The sequence below is a fragment of the Pseudonocardia sp. ICBG1142 genome, from assembly GCF_020496255.1.
Classification (GTDB): domain Bacteria; phylum Actinomycetota; class Actinomycetes; order Mycobacteriales; family Pseudonocardiaceae; genus Pseudonocardia.
Map to the genome: position 1 here is coordinate 14,524 of NZ_JAHLJC010000044.1, position 23,764 is coordinate 38,287.

The window sequence follows — 23,764 nt, forward strand, 5'->3', positions numbered from 1 at the left end:
CCCGGCCGTCGCCGATGGTTCGTCCGGACGGTAGTGGGCCGGGGCGCCTGCGGGTAGGCGGACGGCCCGGACGCCGAGGGGTGCGTCCGGGCCGTCGGGTCCGGGGGTGCCGACCGGCGGCCGCCGGCACCGGGTGGGTGCGGGGCGGCCCGCCCGGACGGGCCGCCCCGGTGGCCGGTCAGGCGGCCGCGAGCTGTGCGTCCTGCTCGGCGAGGGAGTCCGCGTCGGTCTGCGGCAGGGCCAGCGTGCAGAGCAGGCTGAGCAGCGAGACCGCCGAGAGCAGCAGGCCGATGCCGAGGCTGCCCAGCGTCGACGCGGCGAGTGCCGCGGCGAAGAGCGGGACCACGCCGCCGCCGAACACACCGGCGAGGTTGTAGGCGATCCCGGCGCCGGTGTAGCGGAAGCGGGTCGGGAACAGCTCCGGCAGCTGGGCGCCGATCGGCCCGTAGGCGATGCCGACGACGCCGAGCACCAGCGACAGGCCCAGCCCGAACGACCACACCGTCCCGATGTCGATGATCGGGAACGCGACCAGCCCGGCGGCGACCGAGGCGATGTTGCCGCCGACGACCATCTTCCGTCGCCCGACCCGGTCGGACAGGATCGCCGAGGCGATCGTCGTCAGGGCGAAGACGATGCCGCCGACGATGCCCATGGCCAGCACCGACGGGCGCGGCAGCTGCAGCTGCTGGGTGCCGTAGCTGGTCAGGTAGGTGACGCCGATGTAGAAGAAGGCGAACACCGCGGTGGTCGAGCCGGCCCCGAGGAGCACCGCGGCCGGCCGGGTGGTGAACACCTCGGTGATCGGGAGCTTCGTCGACACCGGGCCGCTGTTGCGGAAGCCCGCCGTCTCCTCCAGCGCGAGCCGCACGTAGAGCCCCACCGCGACGAGCAGCACCGAGCCGATGAACGGGATGCGCCAGCCCCAGGCCAGGAACGCCTCGTTGCTCATGGTCAGCGCGGTGACCAGGAAGGTCGCCGACGCCAGCGCGAAGGCCACCGACGGGCCGAGCTGCGGGAACAGCGCGTACTTCCCGCGGGCCTTGGTCGGCGCGTTCTCCGCGGTGAGCAGGGTCGCCCCGGCCCACTCGCCGCCGACGGCGAGGCCCTGCAGGATGCGCAGCACCACGAGCAGGATTGGCGCCAGGACGCCGATCGTGCCGGTGGTGGGCAGCAGGCCGATCGCGAGCGTCGAGAAGCCCATCAGCAGCAGCGTGGTGACCAGCGTGCCCTTGCGGCCGAGGCGGTCGCCGAAGTGGCCGAACAGCACCGACCCGAACGGCCGCGCGACGAAGGCGACACCGAACGTGGCCAGCGCGAGTGCGGTACCGGCCGCCGCCCCGAGCTCGGGGAAGAAGACCTTGTTGAACACCAGGGCCGCGGCGGTCCCGTAGATGAAGAAGTCGTAGAACTCGATGACCGTGCCGGTCATGCTCGCGAGCGCGATCCGGCGCATCGACCGCGGTGGCTGCGTGGTGGCAGCGTTCGTCACGTGTGTTCTCCCCGTCGAGAAGCGATGAGTGGGACGGATCGGAGTATCGACACACGGACGGGTGAGATCTGTATCACCAGCTACACAAGACGTGCGTTCCGTCGGACTTCTGTCGACCGTTCGTCGCGGTGCGGTCGCGCACGTCCGGTACTACGTTGGGGACGGTGAGCCTCGCCACCGCCGAACGTGCCGCCCTCTGCGCCGAGTTCGAACGCTCCGGACCCGACCGCCCGACGCTCTGCGAGGGCTGGAACGCCCGCGACCTGCTCACCCACCTGCTGGTCCGCGAGCGGCAGCCGTGGAGCGCCGGGGGGATCGTGCTGCCCGCGCTGTCGGCGATGACCGACAAGGCGATGGACGGCTACGCGTCCGCGGCCTGGCCGAACATGATCGACGATCTGCGCAAGGGCCCGCCCGCGTGGTCGCCGTTCAAGGTCGGCAAGATCGACGAGATCGCCAACGGTGCCGAGTTCTTCGTCCACCACGAGGACCTGCGCCGCGGGGAGCCCGGCTGGGAGCCCCGCCCGTCCGACCCGGGGCGCGACGGGCAGCTGTGGAACCTGCTGCACACCCAGGCCAGGCTGCTGTTCCGGCGCAGCCCGGTCGGCGTGGTCCTGGCCCGCCCGGCGGGCGCGACCCAGGTCGTCGCGACCGGGTTCGGCGTGGTCACGGTGACCGGCGAGCCCGCCGAGCTGGTGCTGCACGCCTTCGGCCGGGACGCGGCGCGGGTCGAGGTGACCGGTCTGCCCGCCGACGTGGAGGCCTACCGCGGCGCACCGACCGGGATCTGACCGGGATCCGTCGGTACCGGGCGGTACCGTCACCAGTCATGAGCACCGGTCCCGATCCCGCCCCCGGCGGGCAGCAGCACCCGCCGCGCCGACCGTTCGGCGAGGTGCTGACCGCGATGGTCACGCCGTTCGACGCCGACGGCGAGCTGGACCTGGCCAAGGCCGAGGAGCTGGCGACCCACCTGGTGGACCTCGGCAACGACGGGCTCGTCGTCAACGGCACCACCGGCGAGGGCCCGACCACGTCGGACACCGAGAAGTCCGAGCTGATCCGCGCGGTCGTGTCCGCGGTGGGGGACCGGGCGACGATCGTCGCCGGGGCCGGCACGTACGACACCGCGCACTCGATCGAGCTGGCCCGCAGCGCGGAGCGCGCCGGTGCGCACGGGCTGCTCGTGGTCACGCCGTACTACTCCCGGCCGCCGCAGGAGGGCCTGCTCGCGCACTTCACCGCGGTCGCCGATGCGGGCGACCTGCCGGTGATGCTCTACGACATCCCGCCGCGCAGCGTCATCGGCATCGACGTCGACACCTTCCAGCGCCTGGCGCAGAACCCCCGCATCGTCGCGGTGAAGGACGCCCGCAACGACCTGCGCGTCGGCACCGAGGTGCTGGCCACCACCACGCTCGCCTACTACTCCGGCGACGACCCGGTGAACCTGCCGTGGCTCTCGGTCGGGGCGGTCGGCTTCGTCAGCGTGATCGGCCACGTCGTCGCCGACCGGCTGCGCGCCATGATCGACGCCTACCACGCCGGTGAGCACCAGCGGGCCCGCGCGCTGCACTACGCGATGCTCCCGGTCATCCGCGGGATGGGCCGGGTCGGTGGCGCGGTGTTCGCCAAGACCGCGCTGCGCCTGCGGGGCATCGACGTCGGCGACACCCGGCTGCCGCTGCCGCCCGCCACCGAGGACCAGATCGCCGCGATCGCCGGGGACCTCGCCGTCGCCGGGGTGGCGCTCGACCCGCAGGCCCGCCCGAACCTCCCGCTGTACCAGCCGGGCCACGGCGCCCTGGGCGGCCGCACCGCGGCGGACCTCGGCGCCGAGGTCGCCTACCACCGGACGTAGGTCCCCCGGTCGCCGTCGCGCGCCCGGCCCGCCCCGCGGCGACGCGACCCGACCCCCCTGACACGAACCCGAGAACACGAACCCATGTGAGGCACGAACCCCTGTGAGTCCCCAGCGCAACGACCGACGCAACCGGCCCGGCCGGTCGCTCTCCGCGCCGCCGGAGCACATCGAGCGTCCGGAGCTCCCGGACGGCCCGCCACCCGCCCTCGCGCAGGGCGGCCTGCGCGTCTACGCGCTCGGTGGCATCGGTGAGGTCGGTCGCAACATGACCGTCTTCGAGTACGAGGGCCGGCTGCTCATCGTCGACTGCGGCGTGCTGTTCCCCTCCGACTCCGAGCCGGGCATCGACCTGATCCTGCCCGACTTCCGCACCATCGAGGACCGCCTCGACGACATCGACGCGCTCGTGCTCACCCACGGCCACGAGGACCACATCGGTGCCGTGCCGTGGCTGCTGCGGATGCGCCCGGACATCCCCGTCGTCGGGTCCCGGTTCACGCTCGCCCTGGTCGCGGCGAAGTGCAAGGAGCACCGCCTGACCCCGCACCTGCAGGAGATCCGCGAGGGCGACCGCGTCTCCCACGGCGGCTGGGACTGCGAGTACTTCGCGGTCAACCACTCGATCCCCGACGCCGTCGCCGTCGCCGTCCGCACGCCCGCCGGGCTGCTGCTGCACACCGGTGACATCAAGCTGGACCAGCTCCCGCTCGACGGGCGGCTCACCGACCTGGGCGGGTTCTCCCGGCTGGGCGAGGAGGGCGTCGACCTGTTCCTGGTCGACTCCACCAACGCCGAGGTGCCGGGCTTCGTCACCCCCGAGGCCGACATCGGGCCGGTCATCTCCGACCTGGCCCGCCGGGCGCCGTCGCGCATCATCCTGGCCTGCTTCGCCAGCCACGTGCACCGTGTCCAGCAGGTGCTCGACGCCGCGCAGGCCCACGGCCGCAAGGTGTGCCTGACCGGACGGTCCATGGTCCGCAACATGGGCCTGGCCGACGACCACTCGCTGCTGAACATTCCGCCGGGGCTGCTCGTCGACATCGACGAGGCGATGCGCCTGCCCGACGAGAAGCTGGTGCTCGTCTCCACCGGATCGCAGGGTGAGCCGCTCGCCGCGCTGTCCCGGATGGCGCGCGGGGACCACCGCAGCATCACGATCCGCCCGGACGACACGATCATCCTGGCCAGCTCGCTGATCCCCGGCAACGAGACCGCCGTCTTCGGCGTGATCAACGGGCTGACCCGGCTCGGCGCCACCGTCGTGCACCAGGGCAACGCCAAGGTGCACGTCTCCGGGCACGCGCCGGCCGGCGAGCTGCTGTTCCTCTACAACGCGGTGCGCCCGTCGAACGTCATGCCGGTGCACGGGGAGTGGCGCCACCTGCGGGCCAACGCCGCGCTCGCGCGTCGCACGGGGGTGCCGGAGGAGTCGGTGGTCATCGCGGAGAACGGCGTGGTCGTCGACCTCGTCGACGGCCGCGCGGCGATCACCGGCCGGGTCGAGGTCGGGCAGGTCTACGTCGACGGGCTGTCGGTCGGCGATGTGGGCGAGACCACGCTCGGTGACCGCATCGCGCTCGGCGAGGGCGGTTTCATCGCGATCAACGTGGCGATCGACCACAAGACCGGCCGCGCGCTCTCGCGCCCGACGCTGTCCGGTCGCGGGTTCTCCGACGACCCGAAGGCGCTCGACGCCGCCCAGGCACTGGTCGAGGACGAGCTGTCCCGGCTGGAGAACGAGGGCGTCACCGACCCGCACCGGATCGCCCAGGGCGTGCGGCGCGTCGTCGGACGCTGGGTGTCGGACACCTACCGTCGCCGCCCCATGATCGTCCCCACGGTCATCGCGGTGTGAGCATGTGGAGGGGTCGTCGACCCCTCCACAGCCGCGTCGGTCCCCGGTTCGATCACCGAACCGGGCTACCGTGTGTGACATGGCAGGACGCACGGGCACGGGCAGGACCACCACGACTGCGGCCGCGGGCCGCGGCTCGGGGCGGTCGGGCTCGCGCGCGTCCACCGCCCGCAGGCGTCCGTCGGCAGGCCGGAGGCCGCCGGCCCGGCGCCAGGGCCCCGACCTGGTCGACCGCGGGATCGACGCGGTCGGCCGGGGGGTGGCCAAGACCGTCCGCGCCTCCGGGCGCGCGGTCGGGCGCACCCGCGAGATCGACCCCGCGCACCGCCGCGACGGCATCGGGTTCGGCATGCTCGTGCTCGCCGTCATCGCCGCCGCCGGGCTGTGGTGGCAGGCCGGCGGCTCGGTCGGCTACTGGTTCACCTTCCTCGTGCAGGCGGTGATGGGGCAGGCCGGCGTCGCGCTGCCGGCGATCCTGCTGGGCATCGGCATCGTGCTGGTCACCACCGAGGGGCACCCGGAGGCCCGGCCGCGGATCGTGACCGGCAGCCTGCTGCTCGCCCTCGGCGTGCTCGGGCTGGTGCACCTGGGCGCCGGAGCGCCCGCCGAGCCCGACGCCTGGCGTGGCGCGGGCGGCGCGCTCGGCTACGTCGCGGGGACCCCGCTGAAGGCCGGGCTCAGCCTGTGGACGGCCGTCCCCGTCCTCGTCCTGCTGACCCTCTACTCGGTGCTGCTGGTCACCGGGATCCCGGTGCGGGAGCTGCCGGACCGTGTCCGCAGGCTCACCGGGCAGCTGCCGCCCGAGCAGGACGGCGAGGGCGAGTCCGGCGCGGACCGCCCGCGCACGGTGGCCGACGCCGTCGCCGAGCGGGAGGGCCGTGCCGAGGACGCCGACCAGACCCCGAAGCGGCGTCGCCCGGCGCGGCGCAGGCAGGGTGCCGCGGAGGCCGACGCGTTCCGGGTGGAGGAGGGCGAGCACGCCCCGGCCCCGGTGGACCCGTCGCTGCCCGGTGCCCCGGAGGACGACGTCCCCGCCGCCGTCCCCGCGGCCGCCGCGCCGCCGGCGAAGAAGCCGCGCAAGCCCGTCGTCGAGACGCCGCAGGTGGCCGACGAGCCGATCGAGGGCGAGCAGCTCTCGATGGCGATCCGCCAGCCGCAGTCCGACACCGAGTACATCCTTCCGCCGGCGGACACCCTGGAGTCCGGCCCGCCGCCGAAGTCCCGCAGCTCCGCCAACGACGCGATGATCGAGGCGATCACCGGGGTCCTCGACCAGTTCAACGTCGACGCCCAGGTCACCGGCTTCACCCGCGGCCCGACGGTCACCCGCTACGAGATCGAGCTCGGCCCGGCGGTGAAGGTCGAGAAGATCACCCAGCTGCAGCGCAACCTCGCCTACGCCGTCGCCAACGACAACGTGCGGCTCCTCGCGCCGATCCCCGGCAAGTCCGCTGTCGGCATCGAGGTGCCCAACACCGACCGCGAGATGGTCCGCCTCGGCGACGTCCTGCGCTCGGGCAACGCCCGCGCCGAGCAGCACCCGATGGGCATCGGTCTGGGCAAGGACATCGAGGGCCACTACCTCGTCGCGAACCTGGCGAAGATGCCGCACCTGCTGGTCGCGGGCTCCACCGGCTCCGGCAAGTCCAGCTTCGTCAACTCGATGCTGGTGTCGCTGCTGACCCGGGCCACGCCGGACGAGGTCCGGATGATCCTCATCGACCCGAAGATGGTCGAGCTGACGCCCTACGAGGGCATCCCGCACCTGATCACGCCCATCATCACCCAGCCGAAGAAGGCCGCCGCGGCGCTGGCCTGGCTGGTGGAGGAGATGGAGCAGCGCTACCAGGACATGCAGGCCAACCGGGTCCGGCACGTCGACGACTTCAACCGCAAGGTCCGCACCGGGGAGATCACCGCCCCGCCCGGATCGGAGCGGGTGTACCGGCCCTACCCGTACATCATGTGCATCGTCGACGAGCTCGCCGACCTCATGATGACCGCCCCGCGCGACGTCGAGGACGCGATCGTCCGGATCACCCAGAAGGCGCGTGCGGCCGGGATCCACCTGATCCTGGCGACCCAGCGGCCGTCGGTGGACGTCGTCACCGGTCTGATCAAGACCAACGTCCCGTCCCGGCTGGCGTTCGCGACGTCGTCGCTGACCGACAGCCGGGTCATCCTCGACCAGCCGGGCGCGGAGAAGCTGATCGGCATGGGCGACGCGCTCTACCTGCCGATGGGCGCCGGCAAGCCGGTCCGCATGCAGGGCGCCTTCGTCGACGACGACGAGATCTCCAAGGTCGTCGCGTTCACCAAGGAGCAGGCCGAGCCCAGCTACACCGAGGGCGTCACCGCGCAGAAGGCCGGCGAGAAGAAGGAGATCGACGCCGACATCGGCGACGATCTCGACCTGCTGCTGCAGGCCACTGAGCTGATCGTCACCTCGCAGTTCGGGTCGACGTCGATGCTGCAGCGCAAGCTGCGGGTCGGGTTCGCGAAGGCGGGCCGGCTGATGGACCTGCTGGAGACCCGCAACATCGTCGGGCCCTCGGAGGGCTCGAAGGCCCGCGACGTGCTGGTCAAGCCGGACGAGCTGGAGGGCGCGCTCCTCCTGATCCGGGGCGGCGGGACCGCCGACGGCGGCGAGGTCGCCGACGACGACGAGTGACCCCCCGCCGGGTGACGGTCTCGGGCGGTGATGATCCCGACACCGCCGGTGATCGACATTTCGGGCTCACGGCTTAACGGGACGGTCACGTTCGTGCCACAGTGGCCTCGGGTCGCCGTCCGGTGATCGCACGTCGTGCTGCCCGTCGACGCCGGGCAGGGGAGGTACTGGCTGGTGTTCTGGAGGAAGAAGGACCGTCGTCGCCCGGCGCGGGGCACCACCGACCGGCACGCCCTCGTCCCGATTCCGCTGACCGGCGGGGTGCTGTCCGGCCAGGTCCGCGACCAGCAGGGCGGTGCGCTGGCCGGCACCGAGGTGTCCGTGATGGACCCCGCGGACCGGCGTGCCGTGTACGTCGAGACCGACCCGTTCGGCCGGTTCGCCGCGTCGCTGATGCCCGGCCGGTACCGAGTGCGGGTCGAGGCGGGCGGCTACCAGCAGGTCACCGACGTCGTCGAGGTGTCCTGGGGCGAGCACGCCGACATGGGCCACATCGTCCTCGGTGAGGACCCGGCGCTGCGCCCGCCGCGGCCCGGTGTCTTCGTCATCGACGGCGACCACAGCTCGGTCCGCTTCGTCGCCCGGCACATCGGGATGTCCAAGGTGTACGGCCGGTTCAACCGGTTCCAGGGGCAGATCCGGATCGCCGAGCCGTTCGAGGAGTCCTCCGTGGACGTCGTGATCGACGCGGCCAGCGTCGACACCAACGTCGCCGCCCGCGACACCCACCTGCGCTCCGCCGACTTCCTCGACGTCGAGCGCTTCCCCGAGCTGCGCTTCTCCAGCGTGCGCTTCGCCGCGCACGGCGGGAACCGGTGGACGGTGGACGGCGACCCGACCCTGCACGGCCTGACCAGCGACGTCTCGCTGGACACCACCTTCCTGGGCTCGGCGGAGTGGAACGGCGACCGGGTCGGCGCGATCGCCACCACCCAGCTGCACCGGGAGCACTACACGCTCAACTGGCAGCAGACCATCGCCAAGGGTCTGCCGGTGGTCGGGTCGACGATCCGGATCCAGCTCGACGTGCAGGCGGTCCGGCAGTACTGACCCCGCACGGCGCGCTCAGTACTCGGGGAGCGTGAGGGCCGTCGCGGCGGTCGCGGCCCAGTGCTCGACGAGCCCGGGAGCGGCGGCGTCCGGGGTGGTGAGGTCCCGGACCCGCGCGGCGTTGGTCAGCGCCAGCTCCTGGTTGGCCTCCACCCAGTCGCGCATCCGCCGCTCGTGGGCGGCGGCCGCCGGTCCGGGATCGCCGCCGGAGCACGCGAGCTCCCCGGCCAGCACGTAGGCGCCGACGACGGCGAGCGTGGTGCCCTGACCGGACAGCAGCGTGGGACACCAGGCGGCGTCGCCGAGGAGCGTGACCGGACCGCGTGACCAGGTCGGCAGCCGGACCTGGGTGATCGGGGTGAGGTACAGGTCCTCGGTACGGTCCATCCCCGCGAGCAGCTCGGGCAGCCACCAACCCTCGCCGGCGAAGTGCCGCGTCACCAGCGCGCGCTGCGCCCCGAGGTCGCGGTGGTGGTAGGTGGCGTCCGGGTCGGAGAAGCCGAGCATCACCCGGACCTCGGTGTCGTCGTGGGCGGTGTAGAGCCCGGCCATCGCGTCCGGACGCTGGAGGAACACCTGCCAGCGGCGCAGCCCGAAGGTGTTGGGCAGGGTGAACACGGCGACGTGCTGGCCGAGGGGGACCAGCCGGTCGTCGTCGTCGGGGCCGAGAGCCAGGCGCCGGACGCCGGAGTGCTGGCCGTCGGCGCCCACCACGAGGTCGTAGTGCTCCTCGGTGCCGGACGCGAAGCGCACCCGGGCCCCGCCCGCCGGGTCCGGATCGAGCGCGACGACCCGGTCGCCCCACCGGTGCTCGACGCCGTCGAGCGCACCGGTGAGCAGCGCGGCGAGGTCGTCGCGGAGGATCTCGACGTCGTCGCTCGCGACCGGCCCCCCGGTGAGTGTCACCTCGGTGCTGCGGAAGACCTCGGTGCCGTCCTCGTCGACCAGGGACATGCCGTCCATCGCGGTGCGGGCGGCGCGCAGTGCGGCTCCGAGCCCCATCCGGTCGACGACGGTCAGCGCGGGCCCCCGGACGTCGACGGCCTGCCCGCCGGGCCGTGGCCCCGGCGCCGACTCGACGACGACCGGGCGGAACCCGTGCCGGCGCAGCCACCACGCGAACGTCGTCCCTGCGATACCGGCCCCGCTGATCAGGATGTCGGTCATGTGTCCTCCTCGGTACGGTGTACGCGTCGACGATGCCGCTGCGAGCTGCGATGACGGGTGTCGTGTAGCGGCACAGGTGGTACAGGGAGGTGGCCGGTGGACGGTTCGCCCACGGACCGGGTCGCGGCCGCGGTGCGTGCCCGTGTCGAGTCGGGGGATCTGCGGCCCGGGGACCGCGCGCCGTCGGTGCGCGCGCTGGTGGCCGAGCACGGTGTCGCGATGTCCACCGCCGCCCGGGCGCTGACCCGGCTGCGCGAGGAGGGCCTGCTGCGGACGACGGCGCGGGTCGGGTCGGTGGTGGCGGAGCGGGCCACGCCTGCGGGCACCGCTCCGCCACCGGACACGGCCCGGCTGGTGCGGACCGCGATCGGCATCGCCGACGACGAGGGCCTGGCCGCGCTGTCCATGCGGCGCCTCGCCGGGGCGTTCGGCGTGCCGACGATGTCGCTGTACCGGCTGGTTCGCAGCCGGGACGAGCTGCTGCTGGCGATGCTCGAGACGGTGTTCGCCGAGCTGGTGCTGCCCCCGGCCGACGGGCCGTGGCGGGCCCGGCTGGAGGGCGCTGCGCACGCCCAGTGGCGGGTGCACCGGCGGCACCCGTGGCTGGCGCGGGTGCTGTCGCTGTCCCGGCCGCAGGCGCTGCCGTCGCTGCTGCGCTTCGCCGAGTTCGAGCTGGCCGCGCTGGAGGAGGTCGTCGCGGACCCGGTGGAGCGGTTCGACCTGCACCTGGCGCTGACCGGATTCGTGCGGGGGATGGCGCTGACCCTGGCCGCGGAGCAGGAGGCGCAGGCCGACACCGGCGTCGACGCCGACACCTGGTCCGAGCACGACCCGGGGCTGCGGGCTGCGCTGCGCCGTCACGGCGGGCCCGCGCTGCGCCGGGTCGGCGACTACCCGTACGACCTGCAGCGGGTGTTCGACACCGGGATCGCCCGGCTCCTCGACGGGATCAGCTGAACCCCTGCTGCCGCCACGCCTCGTAGACGGCGACGGCGGCGGCGTTGGCCAGGTTCAGCGAACGGTTCGACGGCCGCATCGGCAGCGCCACCGTGCCCGTCACCCAGTCCGCCGCCGCGACCTCGGGCGGCAGCCCGGTCGACTCGCGGCCGAACAGCAGCACGTCCCCGCCGGAGTAGGCGACGTCGGTGTAGCGGACCGGCGCACCGGGCACGAACGCGAACACCCGCGCCCCGGCGGCCCGCACCCAGCCGGCGAACGCGGCCGTGTCGTCGTGCACGACGACCTCGGCGAGATCGGCGTAGTCGAGCCCGGCCCGGCGCACCGAGCGTTCGTCGAGGGAGAAGCCGAGTGGGCGCACCAGGTGCAGCTCGGCGCCGGTGTTGGCGGCCAGCCGGATCGCGTTGCCGGTGTTCGGCGGGATCTCCGGGGTGTGCAGGGCGAGGCGGACCACCCGCTACTCGTACCAGGTGCCCGCGCTCCAGTGGTTGCCGTCCGGGTCGGCGATCTCGAACAGGCGGCTGCCGTAGTCGGCGTCGAAGGGCGCGTGCACGACGGTGGCGCCGGCCGCCACGGCACGGACGAACAGGGCGTCCGGGTCGTCGCACACGAGATGGACGGCGGCGCCGCCGGGCGGGCGGCACCCGTCGTGGGTGGGGCCGAGCATCACGCCGCCGGGGGCGCCGGTCGACCCGGGGCGTACCAGCTCGGCGTGGACGATCGCGCCGTCGTCGCCGGTGTGGACGGCGCGCTCGGTGAAGTCCAGTGCCGAGGTCAGGAAGGTGACCAGGGCGCGCGGGTCGGGGCTGGACAGGCTGGGCAGGTCGCTCATGAGGACGAGGGTGCCGAGGCCGCGCGGGCCGGTCGTGGACGAATCGGAGCCGCCGGCGCGACCCGCTCGGCCCGCCAGCTCAGCGCGGTGGTCCCCGCGAGCTCGCGGAACTCGCGGGCCAGGTGCTGCTGGTCGCTGTAGCCGCAGGTCGCGGCCAGCTCGGCGAGCGGAGGGGCGAGCGGGCGGCGCAGGAGCGTGCACGCCCGCTCGAACCGGATGACCCGTGCCGCGGCCTTCGTCCCGAGCCCGGTCTCGCGTCGCAGCCGTTCACCGAGGTGGCGTGGCGACCAGCCGACCTCCCCGGCGACGTCGGCGACGCGGGCGGTCCCGCCGCTGCGGACCAGCAGCTCCCAGGCGTGCACGACCTCCGGTGCCGGCTCGCCGGGGCCGTCCCGGGCGTCGGCGACGCGGCACAGCGCGGCGTCGAGCAGTGCGCACCGCCCGGCCCACCCCGGCTCGGCGCGCAGCCGGTCGAGCAGGGTGTCCAGGCCGGGGAGGAGCAGCGCGAGGTCGACGACGTCGCCGGCCAGCTCGCCGGCGGGCAGCCCGAGCAGCGTGCGGGCGCCGCGCCAGGTCATCTCCAGCTGCATCCCGGACTGCGGGGCGCCGGAGGCGAGCAGCGCGGGCGCGGTGTGCAGGCCGGCCGCCGATGCGGTGAACCGGCCCGGGCCGCGTCGCGGGTCCGGGGCGGCGAGCAGGTCGACCGTGCCGTCCAGGCAGAGCACGACGGTCAGGTGGGCGCTGGACACGCCCTGGTGCGTCCCCGTCGGACCCGCGGGGGAGGACCAGCACCAGATCCCGGAGACCAGCGGGCGCAGCCGTGCGGAGGGACGCCAGCGCCGGGCCCCGTCGGACATGCGGGCCAGGGTAGCGCCGCCGGGTGAGGTCAGAGGGTGAGCAGCATCCGCACGTTGCCCAGGGTGTTCGGCTTGACGTGGGCGAGGTCGAGGAACTCGGCGACGCCGGCGTCGTAGCTGCGCAGCATGGCCGCGAACACCTCGGCCGACACCGGCGTCCCGTCGATCTCGGCGAAGCCGTGCCGGGCGAAGAACTGCTTCTCGAAGGTGAGCACGAACAGCCGCTCCAGGCCCAGCTCGCGCGCGCCGTCGATCAGCGCGGAGACGATCCGGTGGCCCACCCCGCGACCCACCACCGACGGCGACACCGCCACCGTGCGGATCTCGCCCAGGTCCTCCCACAGCACGTGCAGCGCGCCGCAGCCGACGACCACGCCGTCGACCTCGGCGACCAGGAACTCCGGGACCGCCTCGTAGAGGGTGACGGTCTCCTTGGCCAGCAGGACGGTGCCCGCGTACTCGTCGACGAGCTCACGGATCCGGCGGACGTCGCGGGTGCGGGCGCGGCGGACGATCACGTCGGGGACCGGGGCGGACACGGGGTCGGGCACGGCAGGAGAGCCTAGACCGGGGTCGCCGACGGCGCCGTCTACCCTGGTATTCGTGGCTTCCCCCGAGACTGCGCCCCGGCGCGCCGCCCTGCTGACCCTGGGCTGCGCGCGCAACGAGGTCGACTCCGAGGAGCTCGCCGGCCGTCTGGCCGGGTCCGGCTGGGAACTGGTCGACGCCGAGGACGGCAGCCCCGACGTCATCGTCGTCAACACCTGCGGGTTCGTGGAGCAGGCGAAGAAGGACTCGATCGACACGGTGCTGGCCGCGGCGGACGTGGCGCGTCCCGCCGGGGCGAAGGTCGTCGCGGTCGGGTGCCTGGCCGAGCGCTACGGCGCCGAGCTCGCCGCCGACCTCCCCGAGGCCGACGCGGTGCTCGGCTTCGACGCCTACCCCGAGCTCGCCGAGCGGCTCGGCGACGTCCTGGGCGGGCATGCCCCGGCCCCGCACGTCCCCACCGACCGTCGCAAGCTCCTCCCCATCTCGCCGGCGGAGCGCCCGGCCGCGACCGCGGACGTCTCGGTCCCCGGCCACGACTGGGTGCCCGACATCGCGCGCACCCGCCTGTCCGGCGGGCCGGTGGCCTCGCTCAAGCTGGCCTCGGGCTGCGACCGCCGCTGCGCGTTCTGCGCGATCCCGAGCTTCCGCGGCAGCTTCGTGTCCCGCCCGCCGGCCGACGTGCTCGGCGAGGCCGCCTGGCTCGCCCGGCAGGACGTGCGCGAGCTCGTGCTGGTCAGCGAGAACTCCACCAGCTACGGCAAGGACCTCCCCGGCGGCACCCGCGCGCTGGTCGACCTGCTCCCGCAGCTCGCCGCGATCGAGGGCGTCGAGCGGATCCGGGTCGCCTACCTGCAGCCCGCCGAGCTCCGGCCCGACCTCCTGCGCGTCATCGCGACCACGCCGGGCGTCGCGCCGTACTTCGACCTGTCGTTCCAGCACGCGTCGGCGCGGGTGCTGCGCCGGATGCGCCGGTTCGGGTCGCGCACCGACTTCCTCGACCTCTGCGAGCGCATCCGCGCGCTGGCGCCGGAGGCCGGGATCCGCTCCAACGTCATCGTCGGGTTCCCCGGCGAGACCGAGGAGGACCTCGCCGAGCTGGAGGCGTTCCTGACCGGCGCCCGGCTCGACGCCGTCGGGGTGTTCGGCTACTCCGACGAGGACGGCACCGAGGCCGAGGGCTACGACGGCCACGTCGATCCGGCCGAGGTCAGGGCCCGCGTCGCGCGGATCTCGGCGCTGGTCGACGAGCTGATGGAGCAGCGCGCCGAGGAGCGCATCGGCACCGAGGTCGTCGTGCTGGTCGAGTCCGCCGAGGGCGACGAGGACGACTGCACCGGCCGTGCCGCCCACCAGGGCCCCGACGCCGACGGCGAGTGCACCGTCGTCGCGGCGGCGCAGGACGGCCCCGAGCCGGACTCGCTGCGTCCCGGTGACCTCGTCCGCTGCCGCGTCGTGGACACCGAGGGCGTCGACCTGCTGGTGGAGGCCCTCGAGCTGATCGACCCGAACGCACCGGCCGCCGCCGTCCCGGCGGCCTCCGCGGCCGGATGAGCTCGCACCCGGCCGGGGGCGCCGCCGGAGTCGGCGACCCGCCCCTGCTGAACATCGCGAACGCGCTGACGGTCCTGCGGCTGCTGCTCGTCCCGGTGTTCGTGGTCGCGCTGTTCGTCGGCGGCGGCGAGGACGTGGTGTGGCGGCTGGTCGCGTTCGCGGTGTTCGTCGGCGCGGCGGCCACCGACCGGCTCGACGGCCAGCTGGCCCGCAGCCGGGGGCTCGTCACCTGGTTCGGCGCGCTGGTCGACCCGATCGCCGACAAGGCACTGATGGGCGCGGCCCTGATCGGGCTGTCGATCCTCGGTGTGCTGCCCTGGTGGGTGACGATCGTGATCGTCGTCCGCGAGCTGGGCATCACCGTGCTGCGCTTCGTCGTGATCCGCCGGCACGGCGTCATCCCGGCCAGTCGCGGCGGCAAGGCCAAGACCGTCGCCCAGACGGTCGCGATCGGGCTGTTCCTGCTGCCGCTGCCGGAGCTGCTGGGCCCCGGCACCGCGGCCGCCACCGCCGTGCTCGTGCTCCAGTGGGTGGTGATGGCCGTCGCGCTGGTGCTCACCGTGGTGACCGGCGCCGACTACGTCCGCAAGGCCGTCCGGCCCCGGGCCGCCTGACCTGCGGGGACGATCCGGCGCCCGTGTGGTGTTGAGGTGTTCGCCGTGGGCGTACAGCGTCACGGCGCGGAGGAACCGGAGAAGTCGGTACGGTGAGACATCACCGGATGTCCGGGGAGCAGTCGAGGAGGGCACATGCTGCTGCGGGAAGCGATCGGCAGTGGGCTGCGTGAGGTGCGCACGGCGCGCCGGCGCACGCTGCGCGACATCTCGCGGGCCGCGCGGGTGAGCCTCGGGTACCTCTCCGAGGTCGAGCGCGGGCGCAAGGAGCCCTCCAGCGAGCTGCTCGCGGCGATCTGCGAGGCACTCGGGGTCTCCGTGCCGGACCTGCTGACCACCGTCGCCGCCGAGATGGCGACGGCGACCTCCGCCGCGGCCGCGAGCCGCCGCGACGACGTGCTCGTCCCGATCGGGCAGCGTCACGCCGAGCTGCGCCTGGCCGGACGGCCGGGTTCCGTGGTCGCCGCACCGGCGTCCTCGGGCGGGCCGGTGGCCTCGGCCGCCTGATCGCACCGCCGACCCCGGCCGACCGCTCCTGCGCGGTAGGGTGCGGGCAGACCGGCAGCGATGCCAGGATGGACAGGGCCGGAGGCCCGGTTCCGACCACGGGGGGAACGCGGGGTCGGTCCGGGGTCCGCACGCCCGCCGTGGTGGCGGGCACGGTCGCGAGCGAACGCAGGCGGAGGACGCGCAGAGATGGCCAACGGATTCACCAAGTTCTTCAGCTATCTGTCGGCCCTGTTCTCGTCGAAGGTCGACGAGCACGCCGACCCGAAGGTGCAGATCCAGCAGGCCATCGAGGACGCCCAGCGCCAGCACCAGCAGCTGTCGCAGCAGGCCGCCGCGGTGATCGGCAACCAGCGTCAGCTGGAGATGAAGCTGAACCGGCAGCTGGGTGAGATCGAGAAGCTGCAGTCGTCGGCGCGGCAGGCACTCGTGCTGGCCGACCAGGCCCGCTCCCAGGGCGACGAGGAGAAGGCCCAGCAGTACGAGCAGTCGGCGCAGACCTTCGCGACCCAGCTGGTGACCGCGGAGCAGGGCGTCGAGGACCTCAAGACGCTGCACGACCAGTCGATCGGTGCCGCCGCCCAGGCCAAGCAGGCCGTCGAGCGGAACTCGATGATGCTGCAGCAGAAGATCGCCGAGCGCACCAAGCTGCTCAGCCAGCTCGAGCAGGCCAAGATGCAGGAGCAGGCCGCGAAGTCGCTGCAGCAGATGAGCGAGCTGTCCGCGCCGCGCAACGCGCCCTCGCTCGACGAGGTCCGCGACAAGATCGAGAAGCGGTACGCCACCGCGCTCGGGTCCGCGGAGCTGGCCCAGAACTCGGTGCAGGGCCGGATGCTGGAGGTCCAGCAGTCGACCACCGACATGGCAGGCATGTCGCGGCTGGAGCAGATCCGGGCGTCGATGTCCGGGGCGCCGATCGCCGGTGGACAGCAGGCTCCGCAGGTCGGCCAGGGCGAGTCGACCCAGCAGCTGCCGTCCTCGCCGGCACCGGCCCAGCAGCAGAACACCCAGAACCAGCAGCAGCCCGGCACCGCCTGAGCCGCTCAGCCGTTCCACACCGTCCGCCGCGGTCCCGATCCCGGGGCCGCGGCGGACGTGTGTCCGGGCCCGTCCGGGCCGGGCGATGCGGCTCCGGGCGTCTCGCCGGCTCCGGCCGTCGGTCGCGACGTGGCCGACGTGGTCAGGGCGTGCGGGCCGCGCCGGGCGGCGGCCGCCCGGGTGCGCCGCGACGCGGGCCGGTGCCGCGGCGCACCGGGCGCGGCGACGGCCCGGCCTGGCAGCGCGGGCACCAGTAGGTGACCCGGGCCCGGTGGTCGTTGCCCTGGTCGGCGGTCCGGATGCGGGTGCCGCAGCGGCGGCACGGCCGCCCGGCCCGCTCGAACACCCAGTGCGCCTCGCCCGCGGCCAGCGAGCCGGTCGTGGTCTGCTCCGGGCGGTCCTTGTTCGACGACAGCAGCCGCCGCGACAGGTCGATGACCCCGGGCAGGTCGGGTACGTCGCGGACCGGCACCCACGGGGTGAACCCGAGCAGGAAGCAGATGTCGTTGCGGTAGAGGTTGCCGAGGCCGGCCATGACCCGCTGTTCGAGCAGCACCAGCCCGAGCGGGTGGTCGGCGCGGGCGGTCATCCGGTGCAGCGCTTCGGCGTCGTGGGCGGGCCCCCAGGCCGGGTCGAGCAGGTCGGGCCCGAGATGCCCGACGAGGGTGTGCTCGTCGTCGGTCGGGAGTAGCTCCAGGTCGTGCAGGGCGAATCCGACGGCGACCCGGTCGGCGGTCGCCAGCACCGCGCGCGCCTCGTGGGCGACCCGGCGCCAGCGCATCCCGGGGCGGTACAGGTGCCAGGAGCCGTCCATCCGGAAGTGGCTGTGCAGGCTGCGGCCGTCGTCGAAACGGGTGAACAGGTGCTTGCCGACGGAGACGACGCCGGTGACGGTCAGCCCGGCCAGATCGTGCTCGACCAGCCGCGGGTGGCGCAGCTCGCCGCGCAGCAGCTCGTGCCCGGCCAGCGCGGCGTGCAGCCGCTTGCCGGCCAGGTACACGGTGTCTCCCTCGGGCACGAGCGCGACGCTACCCGGGCCGGCCGGACCCGGCCCGGGCTCGGCGGACGACCCGGCCGGGCCAGGGCGCCGGCTCAGTCGCCGGCTCAGCCGACGACGAGTGTCCGCAGCTGCGGCCACACCTGCGACCACGGATGCGTCATGCCCTCGCCCAGCCAGATGCGGTTGCCGTCGCCGAGGTCGGCGACCGGCCGCAGCGCCACCCCGGTGGGCGCGAGCAGGCCGGGGTCCTTCCCGAGGAAGATCACGACGTCCTGGTCGTCCGGGGGCGGGTCGAAGTAGCCGTAGCTGCGGTTGCCGCTGTACCCGGGGGGCAGGCCCAGCGCGGGGTCGGCGGTGTCGACGTAGGCGGCGAAGATGTAGGAGTCGCCCACCACGACCGCACGGTCGCGCCGGTCCGGGGGCAGCCCGTCGCGCACCCGGGCGACCTCGGTGACGATCCGCTCCGGCACGGCGGGGTCGGCCGCGGCGACGCTCGCGGACAGCATCGTCGTGGCGAGGGCGACCGACAGCACCCCCGCGGGCCACGCCACCCAAGACCACCGTCGTCGCCCGGCCTCGCGCCGCTGCTGGAACCACACCGCACCGAACGCGGCGACGGCGCCGTGCAGCCCGCAGAGGTAGTAGGCGCGCCCGACGGTCACCGCGAACACGACCCACAGCAGCAGGAAGATGACCGCCACGAAGCGGTAGGGCCGCAGCCGCGGCACCGTGAACGCCGCGACCGCGCCGACCACCACGAGCACCGTGCCGAGCAGGCCCGCCAGCAGCAGCATCGCCACCGCGTTCGGGCCCGGACCGCCGAACAGGATCGACTCCTGCGCGACGACCGCGGTCATCCGCAGCTGCGGCCAGCCGTGCACGGCCTGCCACACCAGCGTCGGCGACGCGATCAGCGCACCGACCACCGCGGCCCACCAGAACGCCGGCCGGCGCAGCATCGCCCGCGGCCCGGCCACGCCGATCGCGACCACCAGCACCGCGCCGAGCAGGATCACCTGGAACTTCGTGAGCGCGGCCAGGCCGAGCAGCGGCCCGACGGCGAGGAGCAGCCGGTCGTCGCGGACCCGGGTCCAGCGGACCAGCAGCCACAGCAGCAGCGCCCACTGCAGCGGTTCGAGCGAGTACGGCGTCACGAAGTGCCCGAACATCGTCACCCACAGCCCGGTGGCCTGGGCGAGCGCGGTGAGCACCTGGGCCCTGCGGTCCCCGCCCAGCTCCCGGGCGATCAGCGCCGCGACGACGACCGCGCCGGCCGTCGACAGGGACGGCACGATCCGCAGCACCCCGTTCACCCCCGGCGCGAGGGCGTCGGCGAGCCCGGCCAGTGCCGGCGCGACCGGCGGCTGGTCGGCCGATCCCCAGTCCAGGTGGTGACGCCCGATCGCGAGCATCAGCGCCTCGTCGAACCAGTGCCCGCGGCCCAGCGCCCCCATCACGAGGTGGACGGCGGCCACCACCGCGGCGACGATCCCCACGGGCAGCCGCGCGAGCGGAGGGACGGCCGCGGGTGCGGCGTCGGAGTCCCGGACCGTGGTCGACGACGTCATGTGTCCCCCCGAGCGACGACGTGGGCGCCGTCGGTCCCGGGCCCGGCGCCATCAGACCCCGGCGGGTCCCTCCGGCGCAGCGGGCATCGGGTGGCCGACGATCGACTTCGGTCTACCGGCGGCCCATCCTCGGGTCAGCCGCGCGGGGCGCTGCGGGCGATCCGGAGCGCCCACAGCACCAGCGGGACCTGCAGCGGCAGCCGCCCCCAGCCGATCGCCCGGTACAGCGGAGCCTTGCGGTTCCAGTGCAGCGCCATCGACACGTTCGCCGGGAACACCGCCGCGAACAGCGCGGCCGCGGCCCAGCCGCCCGCACGCCGGGTCCGCGGAAGCGCGACCGCCGCGGCGACGGCGCCCTCGGCGACCCCGGAGGCATAGGTCCAGAACCGGGGTTCACCGGGCAGGCTGCGCGGCACGATCGAGTCGAACGGCTCGGGCCGCACCGCGTGCAGGACGGCGGCGGTGCCGAGCAGTCCCGCGAGCCCGACGGCGAGGCGCCGGTCGCGGGACGGGGTGGTGAGGGAGCGACGGATCATGACCGGGATGGTGCCACCCGGCCGGGCGGTCAGCCGATCGGCGCCGGGAGCCGGTCGACTTCGTAGGTCAGGCCGATCGTGTCGCCGGTGGCGGGGTCGTGCAGCTCCACCCGCCAGGCGTCGGCGAACTGGTCGACCCCCGCCTTCATCGCGACGGTCCCCGACAGCAGGACGGTGCCGGGCACCAGCCAGCCGCGCTCGCGCAGCACCTCGACCCAGTAGGCGGGCGGCAGCAGGGCCGCCAGCGTCGCGTCCTGCACGAGCGCCTCGGTGCCGTCGTGGTCGCCGCCGTGACGGACCCACGCGCGCAGGGTGATGTCGTCGAGCCGGTCGGCGACCTCCGAGAGCCGCCAGGCCTTGCGCCCCAGGACGTCGAGACCGGCGTTCTTGCTCCAGGCCACACCGTGCACCTCCAGCGCGCGGTCGGTGTGGTCGCACGCGACGGTCAGCAGCGGGTCGGTGACGTCGTCGCCGACGACCAGTGCCCACTCCGCCTCGCCGGAGGTCCGGTCGTGCTGGGCGGGGACCCGGTCGGTCTGCGACGCCAGGTACGGCGAGACCGGGTACAGCGCGGGCACCGTGTCCGGGGCGGGCACACCCAGCTCGGCCAGCTCGGCGACGTGCGCGGCGACCTCCTCCTGGGCGCGGCCGGCGTAGCCGGCGTTGAAGACCCGGTGGACCTCCACCGAGCGGGTGTCGCCGTCGGGCAGGGTCAGCTCGAGCGTCACGGGGGACCTCCGTCAGATGTGTACGTCGCGTTACCGATGCGCACGAGGGTTGCGCACACACTGTGTATACAGCAAGTATGAGGCCCGTCCACCCCACCGCCCGACCCCGGGAGCCCGCGATGACCTCGCCCTCCGCCTCCTCGTCACCACCGGTCGACCGCCGTGACCTGCGCAAGGCCTTCGTCGCGAGCCTCACCGGCACCTCGCTCGAGTGGTACGACTTCGCCGTCTACTCCGCGGCGGCCGCGCTGGTGTTCCCGGTGCTGTTCTTCCCGGCCGCGGACCCGGTGACCGGTCTGCTGCTCGCGTTCTCCACCTACGCCGTCGGCTACGTCTCGCGCCCGCTCGGCGGTGTCGTGTTCGGCAGGCTCGGCGACGTCATCGGTCGCAAGCAGGTCCTGGTCATCACGCTCGTGCTGATCGGCGTCGCGACGTTCCTCATCGGGCTGCTGCCGACCTACGGCACGATCGGCGTCGCGGCCCCGATCCTGCTGGTGCTGCTGCGCTTCGCCCAGGGCGTCGGCGTCGGTGGGGAATGGGGCGGCGCGGTCCTGCTCTCCAGCGAGTTCGGCGAGCCGCGCCGGCGCGGGTTCTGGGCCTCGGCCGCCCAGGTCGGGCCGCCCGCGGGGAACCTGCTGTCCAACGGTGTCCTGGCCCTGCTCACCCTGCTGCTGACCGACCAGCAGTTCCTGGACTGGGGCTGGCGGCTGGCGTTCCTGCTGTCGGCCGTGCTGGTGGCGTTCGGGCTGTGGATCCGGCTCAAGCTGGAGGACACCCCGGTCTTCCGCGCGATCGCCGAGTCCGGTGACCGACCGTCGGCGCCGGTGCGTGAGGTGTTCACCACCGAACGCCGCCCGCTGCTCGCCGGGATCCTCAGCCGGATCGGTCCGGACGTCAGCTACGCCCTGTTCACCGTCTTCGTGCTGACCTTCGCCACCACCCACCTCGGATTCTCCCGGTCGGAGGTGCTCGGCGCGATCCTGATCGGCTCGGCGCTGCAGCTGCCCGCGATCCCGCTGGCCGGGGCACTCACCGACCGGTTCAACCGGCGCCTGGTCTACGGCGTCGCCGCGGTCGGGGGAGCGGTGTGGCCGTTCGTCTTCTTCCCGATGATCGCGGGCGGCTCGTTCGCGCTGCTCGTCGTCGGCATCGTGGTCGGGCTCGGCCTGCACTCGTTCATGTACGGGCCGCAGGCCGCGTTCGTCACCGAGCAGTTCTCACCGCGGCTGCGCTACACCGGCAGCTCGCTGGCCTACACCATCGCCGGCGTGGTGGGGGGCGCCGTCGCGCCGCTGGCGTTCACCGCGCTGTCCGGCGGGTCGGGGAACTGGGTGCCGGTCGCGGCCTACCTGGCCATCGCCTGCGCGCTGACCGTCGTCGGGCTGGTCATCGGTCGCGACCCGGACCACGACGAGGACGAGGCCTACCTCGCCCTCACGCCCTGAGCAGCACGCGCAGGGTGAGCTGCAGGTGCTCGTCGATCGCCTCCGCCGCCGCGTCCGGGTCGTCGCCGGCCAGCGCCGCGACGATCCGGTCGTGCTCGGCGCAGACCGCCTGCCGCCGGTCCTCGGTCCGGAACAGCGCGGTCACGCCCACCCGGCGCTGGCGCACCCGCAGCCCGGCGTAGGTCCGCGAGAGCAGCGCGTTCCCGGTGGCGTCGACGAGCGCCTGGTGGAAGACCATGTCGAGCTCGATGAACTCGGCCGGGTCCCCGCCGGCGCCGGCGAGCTCGCGCTGCCGGTCCAGGGCAGCGTTCATCGCCTCGAACGGCACACCGTCGGCGCCCATCGCCGCGCGCGCCGCGTGCTTCTCCAGGACCCCGCGCAGCTCCATCAGCTCGGAGATCTGCCGGCCGGTCAACGGCGGCACGTAGGCGCCGCGACCGGGCAGCATCTCGACCAGGCCATCGGCCACGAGCAGCAGCAACGCCTCACGGACCGGGGTGCGCGACACCCCGATCCGGCCGGCGAGCTCGTTCTCGTTGAGGAACGTGCCCTGCACCCGCGGGTCCACCAGGACGGTCTCGCGCAGGTAGTGCAACGCGCGGTCGCGACCGGACTCCCGTGACGTCGGCATACGACACGTATACACCGAACCACCCCAGGAGACGCCATGCGGATCGCCCTCGTCCAGATCGCCGCCACCACCGACCCGGCGGAGAACCTCACCCTGGTCGCCGACGGCGTCGCCGGCGCGGCCGCCCGGGGCGCGCGGCTGGTCGTGTTCCCCGAGGCCACCCAGTGCCGCTTCGGCGTGCCGCTCGGCCCGGTCGCCGAGCCCCTCGACGGCCCCTGGGCGTCCCGCGTCCGCGGGATCGCCGCCGGTGCGGGGGTCACCGTGGTCGCCGGGATGTTCACCCCCGCCGACGACGGCCGCGTCCGCAACACCCTGCTCGTCACCGGCCCGGGTGTCGAGGAGCACTACGACAAGATCCACCTGTTCGACGCGTTCGGGTTCGCCGCGTCCGACACGGTCGCCCCGGGTGACCGGCCGGTCACGGTCACCGTCGACGGCGTCACCGTCGGCCTCGCGACCTGCTACGACCTGCGGTTCGCCGGCCTGTTCCAGACCCTCGGCGACGCCGGGGCGCAGTTCGTCGTCGTGCCCGCGTCCTGGGGCGCGGGGCCGGGCAAGCGCGAGCAGTGGGAGCTGCTGGTGCGTGCCAGGGCCCTCGACACGACGGCCTTCGTGGTGGCCTGCGACCAGGCGGACCCGGAGGCGGCGGGGCGCCCGGTCCCCGATGGTGGCGCCCCGACCGGGATCGGGGCGAGCACGGTCGCCGGCCCGACCGGCTCGGTCGTCGCGGCGCTGAACGCCGCACCGGGGACCCTGGTCGTGGACCTCGACCTCGACGCGGTCACCGCGGCCCGCCGGGCGATCCCGGTCCTGGCCAACCGGCGGTACTGACCCGGGGTGCGCGGTGTCGCC

General features: G+C 74.1%; 23 protein-coding genes. 12 read left to right on the forward strand and 11 right to left on the reverse strand.

The window, feature by feature from the left end; genetic code table 11:
• Positions 1–178: 178 nt before the first annotated feature.
• Positions 179–1,492, reverse strand: a complete 1,314-nt coding sequence (locus KPL59_RS34195) for an MFS transporter (RefSeq protein ID WP_083695124.1) — start codon at positions 1,490–1,492, stop codon at positions 179–181.
• A 164-nt stretch (positions 1,493–1,656) separates the two neighbouring features.
• Between KPL59_RS34195 and KPL59_RS34200 the strand changes: the two genes are divergently transcribed.
• The 5 genes from KPL59_RS34200 (at position 1,657) to KPL59_RS34220 (ending at position 8,932) form a co-directional block, all read left to right on the forward strand.
• Positions 1,657–2,283: a TIGR03085 family metal-binding protein gene (locus KPL59_RS34200; RefSeq protein ID WP_226360736.1), complete on the forward strand. Its 627-nt coding sequence runs from the start codon at positions 1,657–1,659 to the stop codon at positions 2,281–2,283.
• A gap of 38 nt (positions 2,284–2,321) precedes the next feature.
• A complete protein-coding gene (gene dapA / locus KPL59_RS34205; protein WP_149663884.1) occupies positions 2,322–3,353 on the forward strand; it encodes a 4-hydroxy-tetrahydrodipicolinate synthase in 1,032 nt (343 codons plus the stop codon).
• A gap of 169 nt (positions 3,354–3,522) precedes the next feature.
• Positions 3,523–5,211 (forward strand): ribonuclease J, encoded by a 1,689-nt coding sequence (locus tag KPL59_RS34210; protein WP_226363310.1) that lies wholly within the window; start codon positions 3,523–3,525, stop codon positions 5,209–5,211.
• 79 nt (positions 5,212–5,290) lie between these two features.
• Complete coding sequence (locus tag KPL59_RS34215) at positions 5,291–7,882, forward strand: DNA translocase FtsK (RefSeq protein ID WP_226351613.1); 2,592 nt, start codon at positions 5,291–5,293, stop codon at positions 7,880–7,882.
• Positions 7,883–8,017: 135 nt separating this feature from the next.
• A complete protein-coding gene (locus tag KPL59_RS34220) occupies positions 8,018–8,932 on the forward strand; it encodes a YceI family protein (RefSeq protein WP_226363258.1) in 915 nt (304 codons plus the stop codon).
• Between the two features lie 15 nt (positions 8,933–8,947).
• On the opposite strand, the gene KPL59_RS34225 is transcribed toward KPL59_RS34220, so the two are convergent.
• Positions 8,948–10,099: an FAD-dependent monooxygenase gene (locus tag KPL59_RS34225; protein WP_226351615.1), complete on the reverse strand. Its 1,152-nt coding sequence runs from the start codon at positions 10,097–10,099 to the stop codon at positions 8,948–8,950.
• 96 nt (positions 10,100–10,195) lie between these two features.
• On the opposite strand from KPL59_RS34225, the gene KPL59_RS37345 reads away from it, so the two are divergent.
• On the forward strand, positions 10,196–11,056 hold the full coding sequence (locus tag KPL59_RS37345) for a GntR family transcriptional regulator (protein WP_226363259.1): 861 nt from the start codon (positions 10,196–10,198) through the stop codon (positions 11,054–11,056).
• Here KPL59_RS37345 and KPL59_RS34235 read toward each other — a convergent pair.
• Genes KPL59_RS34235 through KPL59_RS34250 form a run of 4 tightly spaced genes read right to left on the reverse strand, consistent with a single transcriptional unit; the run spans position 11,049 to position 13,296 of the window.
• Positions 11,049–11,510: a tRNA (cytidine(34)-2'-O)-methyltransferase gene (locus tag KPL59_RS34235; protein WP_060712813.1), complete on the reverse strand. Its 462-nt coding sequence runs from the start codon at positions 11,508–11,510 to the stop codon at positions 11,049–11,051. The genes KPL59_RS37345 and KPL59_RS34235 overlap by 8 nt on opposite strands.
• Before the next feature lie 3 nt (positions 11,511–11,513).
• A complete protein-coding gene (locus KPL59_RS34240) occupies positions 11,514–11,888 on the reverse strand; it encodes a VOC family protein (protein ID WP_226363260.1) in 375 nt (124 codons plus the stop codon).
• Positions 11,885–12,745, reverse strand: a complete 861-nt coding sequence (locus KPL59_RS34245) for a helix-turn-helix transcriptional regulator (protein WP_226363261.1) — start codon at positions 12,743–12,745, stop codon at positions 11,885–11,887. Before KPL59_RS34245 ends, KPL59_RS34240 begins: the two co-directional genes overlap by 4 nt.
• 29 nt (positions 12,746–12,774) lie before the next feature.
• The gene (locus KPL59_RS34250; protein WP_020623218.1) at positions 12,775–13,296 is read right to left on the reverse strand and encodes an amino-acid N-acetyltransferase; all 522 of its coding nucleotides are present in this window, start codon (positions 13,294–13,296) and stop codon (positions 12,775–12,777) included.
• A 52-nt stretch (positions 13,297–13,348) separates the two neighbouring features.
• Here KPL59_RS34250 and rimO point away from each other — a divergent pair, with 52 nt between their 5' ends.
• From rimO to KPL59_RS34270, 4 genes are all read left to right on the forward strand, one after another.
• Positions 13,349–14,845 carry a 30S ribosomal protein S12 methylthiotransferase RimO gene (rimO, locus tag KPL59_RS34255; RefSeq protein ID WP_226351620.1) on the forward strand — a complete coding sequence of 499 codons (1,497 nt, stop codon included), beginning with the start codon at positions 13,349–13,351 and terminating at the stop codon, positions 14,843–14,845.
• Entirely contained in the window at positions 14,842–15,459 is a 618-nt protein-coding gene (gene pgsA / locus KPL59_RS34260) for a CDP-diacylglycerol--glycerol-3-phosphate 3-phosphatidyltransferase (protein WP_226363262.1), read from the forward strand. The genes rimO and pgsA overlap by 4 nt, the downstream gene beginning before the upstream one ends.
• A gap of 135 nt (positions 15,460–15,594) precedes the next feature.
• Positions 15,595–15,966: a helix-turn-helix domain-containing protein gene (locus KPL59_RS34265; protein ID WP_020623215.1), complete on the forward strand. Its 372-nt coding sequence runs from the start codon at positions 15,595–15,597 to the stop codon at positions 15,964–15,966.
• Positions 15,967–16,155: 189 nt separating this feature from the next.
• Positions 16,156–17,004 carry a PspA/IM30 family protein gene (locus tag KPL59_RS34270; protein WP_226363263.1) on the forward strand — a complete coding sequence of 283 codons (849 nt, stop codon included), beginning with the start codon at positions 16,156–16,158 and terminating at the stop codon, positions 17,002–17,004.
• Positions 17,005–17,146: 142 nt separating this feature from the next.
• Here the strand turns inward: KPL59_RS34270 and KPL59_RS34275 are convergent, their stop codons facing one another.
• The 4 genes from KPL59_RS34275 to KPL59_RS34290 all read right to left on the reverse strand — a co-directional run bounded on the left by KPL59_RS34275 (position 17,147) and on the right by KPL59_RS34290 (position 20,836).
• A complete protein-coding gene (locus KPL59_RS34275; RefSeq protein ID WP_226363264.1) occupies positions 17,147–18,022 on the reverse strand; it encodes a DNA-formamidopyrimidine glycosylase family protein in 876 nt (291 codons plus the stop codon).
• Positions 18,023–18,108: 86 nt separating this feature from the next.
• The gene (locus KPL59_RS34280; RefSeq protein ID WP_226363265.1) at positions 18,109–19,572 is read right to left on the reverse strand and encodes a glycosyltransferase family 39 protein; all 1,464 of its coding nucleotides are present in this window, start codon (positions 19,570–19,572) and stop codon (positions 18,109–18,111) included.
• A 134-nt stretch (positions 19,573–19,706) separates the two neighbouring features.
• On the reverse strand, positions 19,707–20,108 hold the full coding sequence (locus tag KPL59_RS34285) for a MauE/DoxX family redox-associated membrane protein (RefSeq protein ID WP_226351611.1): 402 nt from the start codon (positions 20,106–20,108) through the stop codon (positions 19,707–19,709).
• Positions 20,109–20,137: 29 nt separating this feature from the next.
• Positions 20,138–20,836, reverse strand: coding sequence for a DUF2848 domain-containing protein (locus KPL59_RS34290; protein ID WP_020622815.1), 699 nt, complete (start codon positions 20,834–20,836; stop codon positions 20,138–20,140).
• A gap of 119 nt (positions 20,837–20,955) precedes the next feature.
• Here KPL59_RS34290 and KPL59_RS34295 point away from each other — a divergent pair, with 119 nt between their 5' ends.
• Positions 20,956–22,281, forward strand: a complete 1,326-nt coding sequence (locus KPL59_RS34295) for an MFS transporter (protein WP_226363311.1) — start codon at positions 20,956–20,958, stop codon at positions 22,279–22,281.
• Here KPL59_RS34295 and KPL59_RS34300 read toward each other — a convergent pair.
• Complete coding sequence (locus KPL59_RS34300) at positions 22,271–22,912, reverse strand: GntR family transcriptional regulator (RefSeq protein WP_020622813.1); 642 nt, start codon at positions 22,910–22,912, stop codon at positions 22,271–22,273. The genes KPL59_RS34295 and KPL59_RS34300 overlap by 11 nt on opposite strands.
• A gap of 36 nt (positions 22,913–22,948) precedes the next feature.
• On the opposite strand from KPL59_RS34300, the gene KPL59_RS34305 reads away from it, so the two are divergent.
• On the forward strand, positions 22,949–23,743 hold the full coding sequence (locus KPL59_RS34305) for a carbon-nitrogen hydrolase family protein (protein ID WP_226363266.1): 795 nt from the start codon (positions 22,949–22,951) through the stop codon (positions 23,741–23,743).
• Positions 23,744–23,764: the final 21 nt, after the last annotated feature.

Bases quoted from the DNA above. Each gene is read 5' to 3' on its own strand.
- pgsA (WP_226363262.1), top strand. From the start codon at position 14,842: ATGAGCTCGCACCCGGCCGGGGGCGCCGCCGGAGTCGGCGACCCGCCC.
- KPL59_RS34225 (WP_226351615.1), bottom strand. From the start codon at position 10,099: ATGACCGACATCCTGATCAGCGGGGCCGGTATCGCAGGGACGACGTTC.
- KPL59_RS34295 (WP_226363311.1), top strand. From the start codon at position 20,956: ATGACCTCGCCCTCCGCCTCCTCGTCACCACCGGTCGACCGCCGTGAC.
- KPL59_RS34245 (WP_226363261.1), bottom strand. From the start codon at position 12,745: ATGTCCGACGGGGCCCGGCGCTGGCGTCCCTCCGCACGGCTGCGCCCG.
- dapA (WP_149663884.1), top strand. From the start codon at position 2,322: ATGAGCACCGGTCCCGATCCCGCCCCCGGCGGGCAGCAGCACCCGCCG.
- KPL59_RS34280 (WP_226363265.1), bottom strand. From the start codon at position 19,572: ATGACGTCGTCGACCACGGTCCGGGACTCCGACGCCGCACCCGCGGCC.
- KPL59_RS34270 (WP_226363263.1), top strand. From the start codon at position 16,156: ATGGCCAACGGATTCACCAAGTTCTTCAGCTATCTGTCGGCCCTGTTC.
- KPL59_RS34285 (WP_226351611.1), bottom strand. From the start codon at position 20,108: ATGATCCGTCGCTCCCTCACCACCCCGTCCCGCGACCGGCGCCTCGCC.
- KPL59_RS34215 (WP_226351613.1), top strand. From the start codon at position 5,291: ATGGCAGGACGCACGGGCACGGGCAGGACCACCACGACTGCGGCCGCG.
- KPL59_RS34305 (WP_226363266.1), top strand. From the start codon at position 22,949: ATGCGGATCGCCCTCGTCCAGATCGCCGCCACCACCGACCCGGCGGAG.
- KPL59_RS34240 (WP_226363260.1), bottom strand. From the start codon at position 11,888: ATGAGCGACCTGCCCAGCCTGTCCAGCCCCGACCCGCGCGCCCTGGTC.
- KPL59_RS34300 (WP_020622813.1), bottom strand. From the start codon at position 22,912: ATGCCGACGTCACGGGAGTCCGGTCGCGACCGCGCGTTGCACTACCTG.
- KPL59_RS34265 (WP_020623215.1), top strand. From the start codon at position 15,595: ATGCTGCTGCGGGAAGCGATCGGCAGTGGGCTGCGTGAGGTGCGCACG.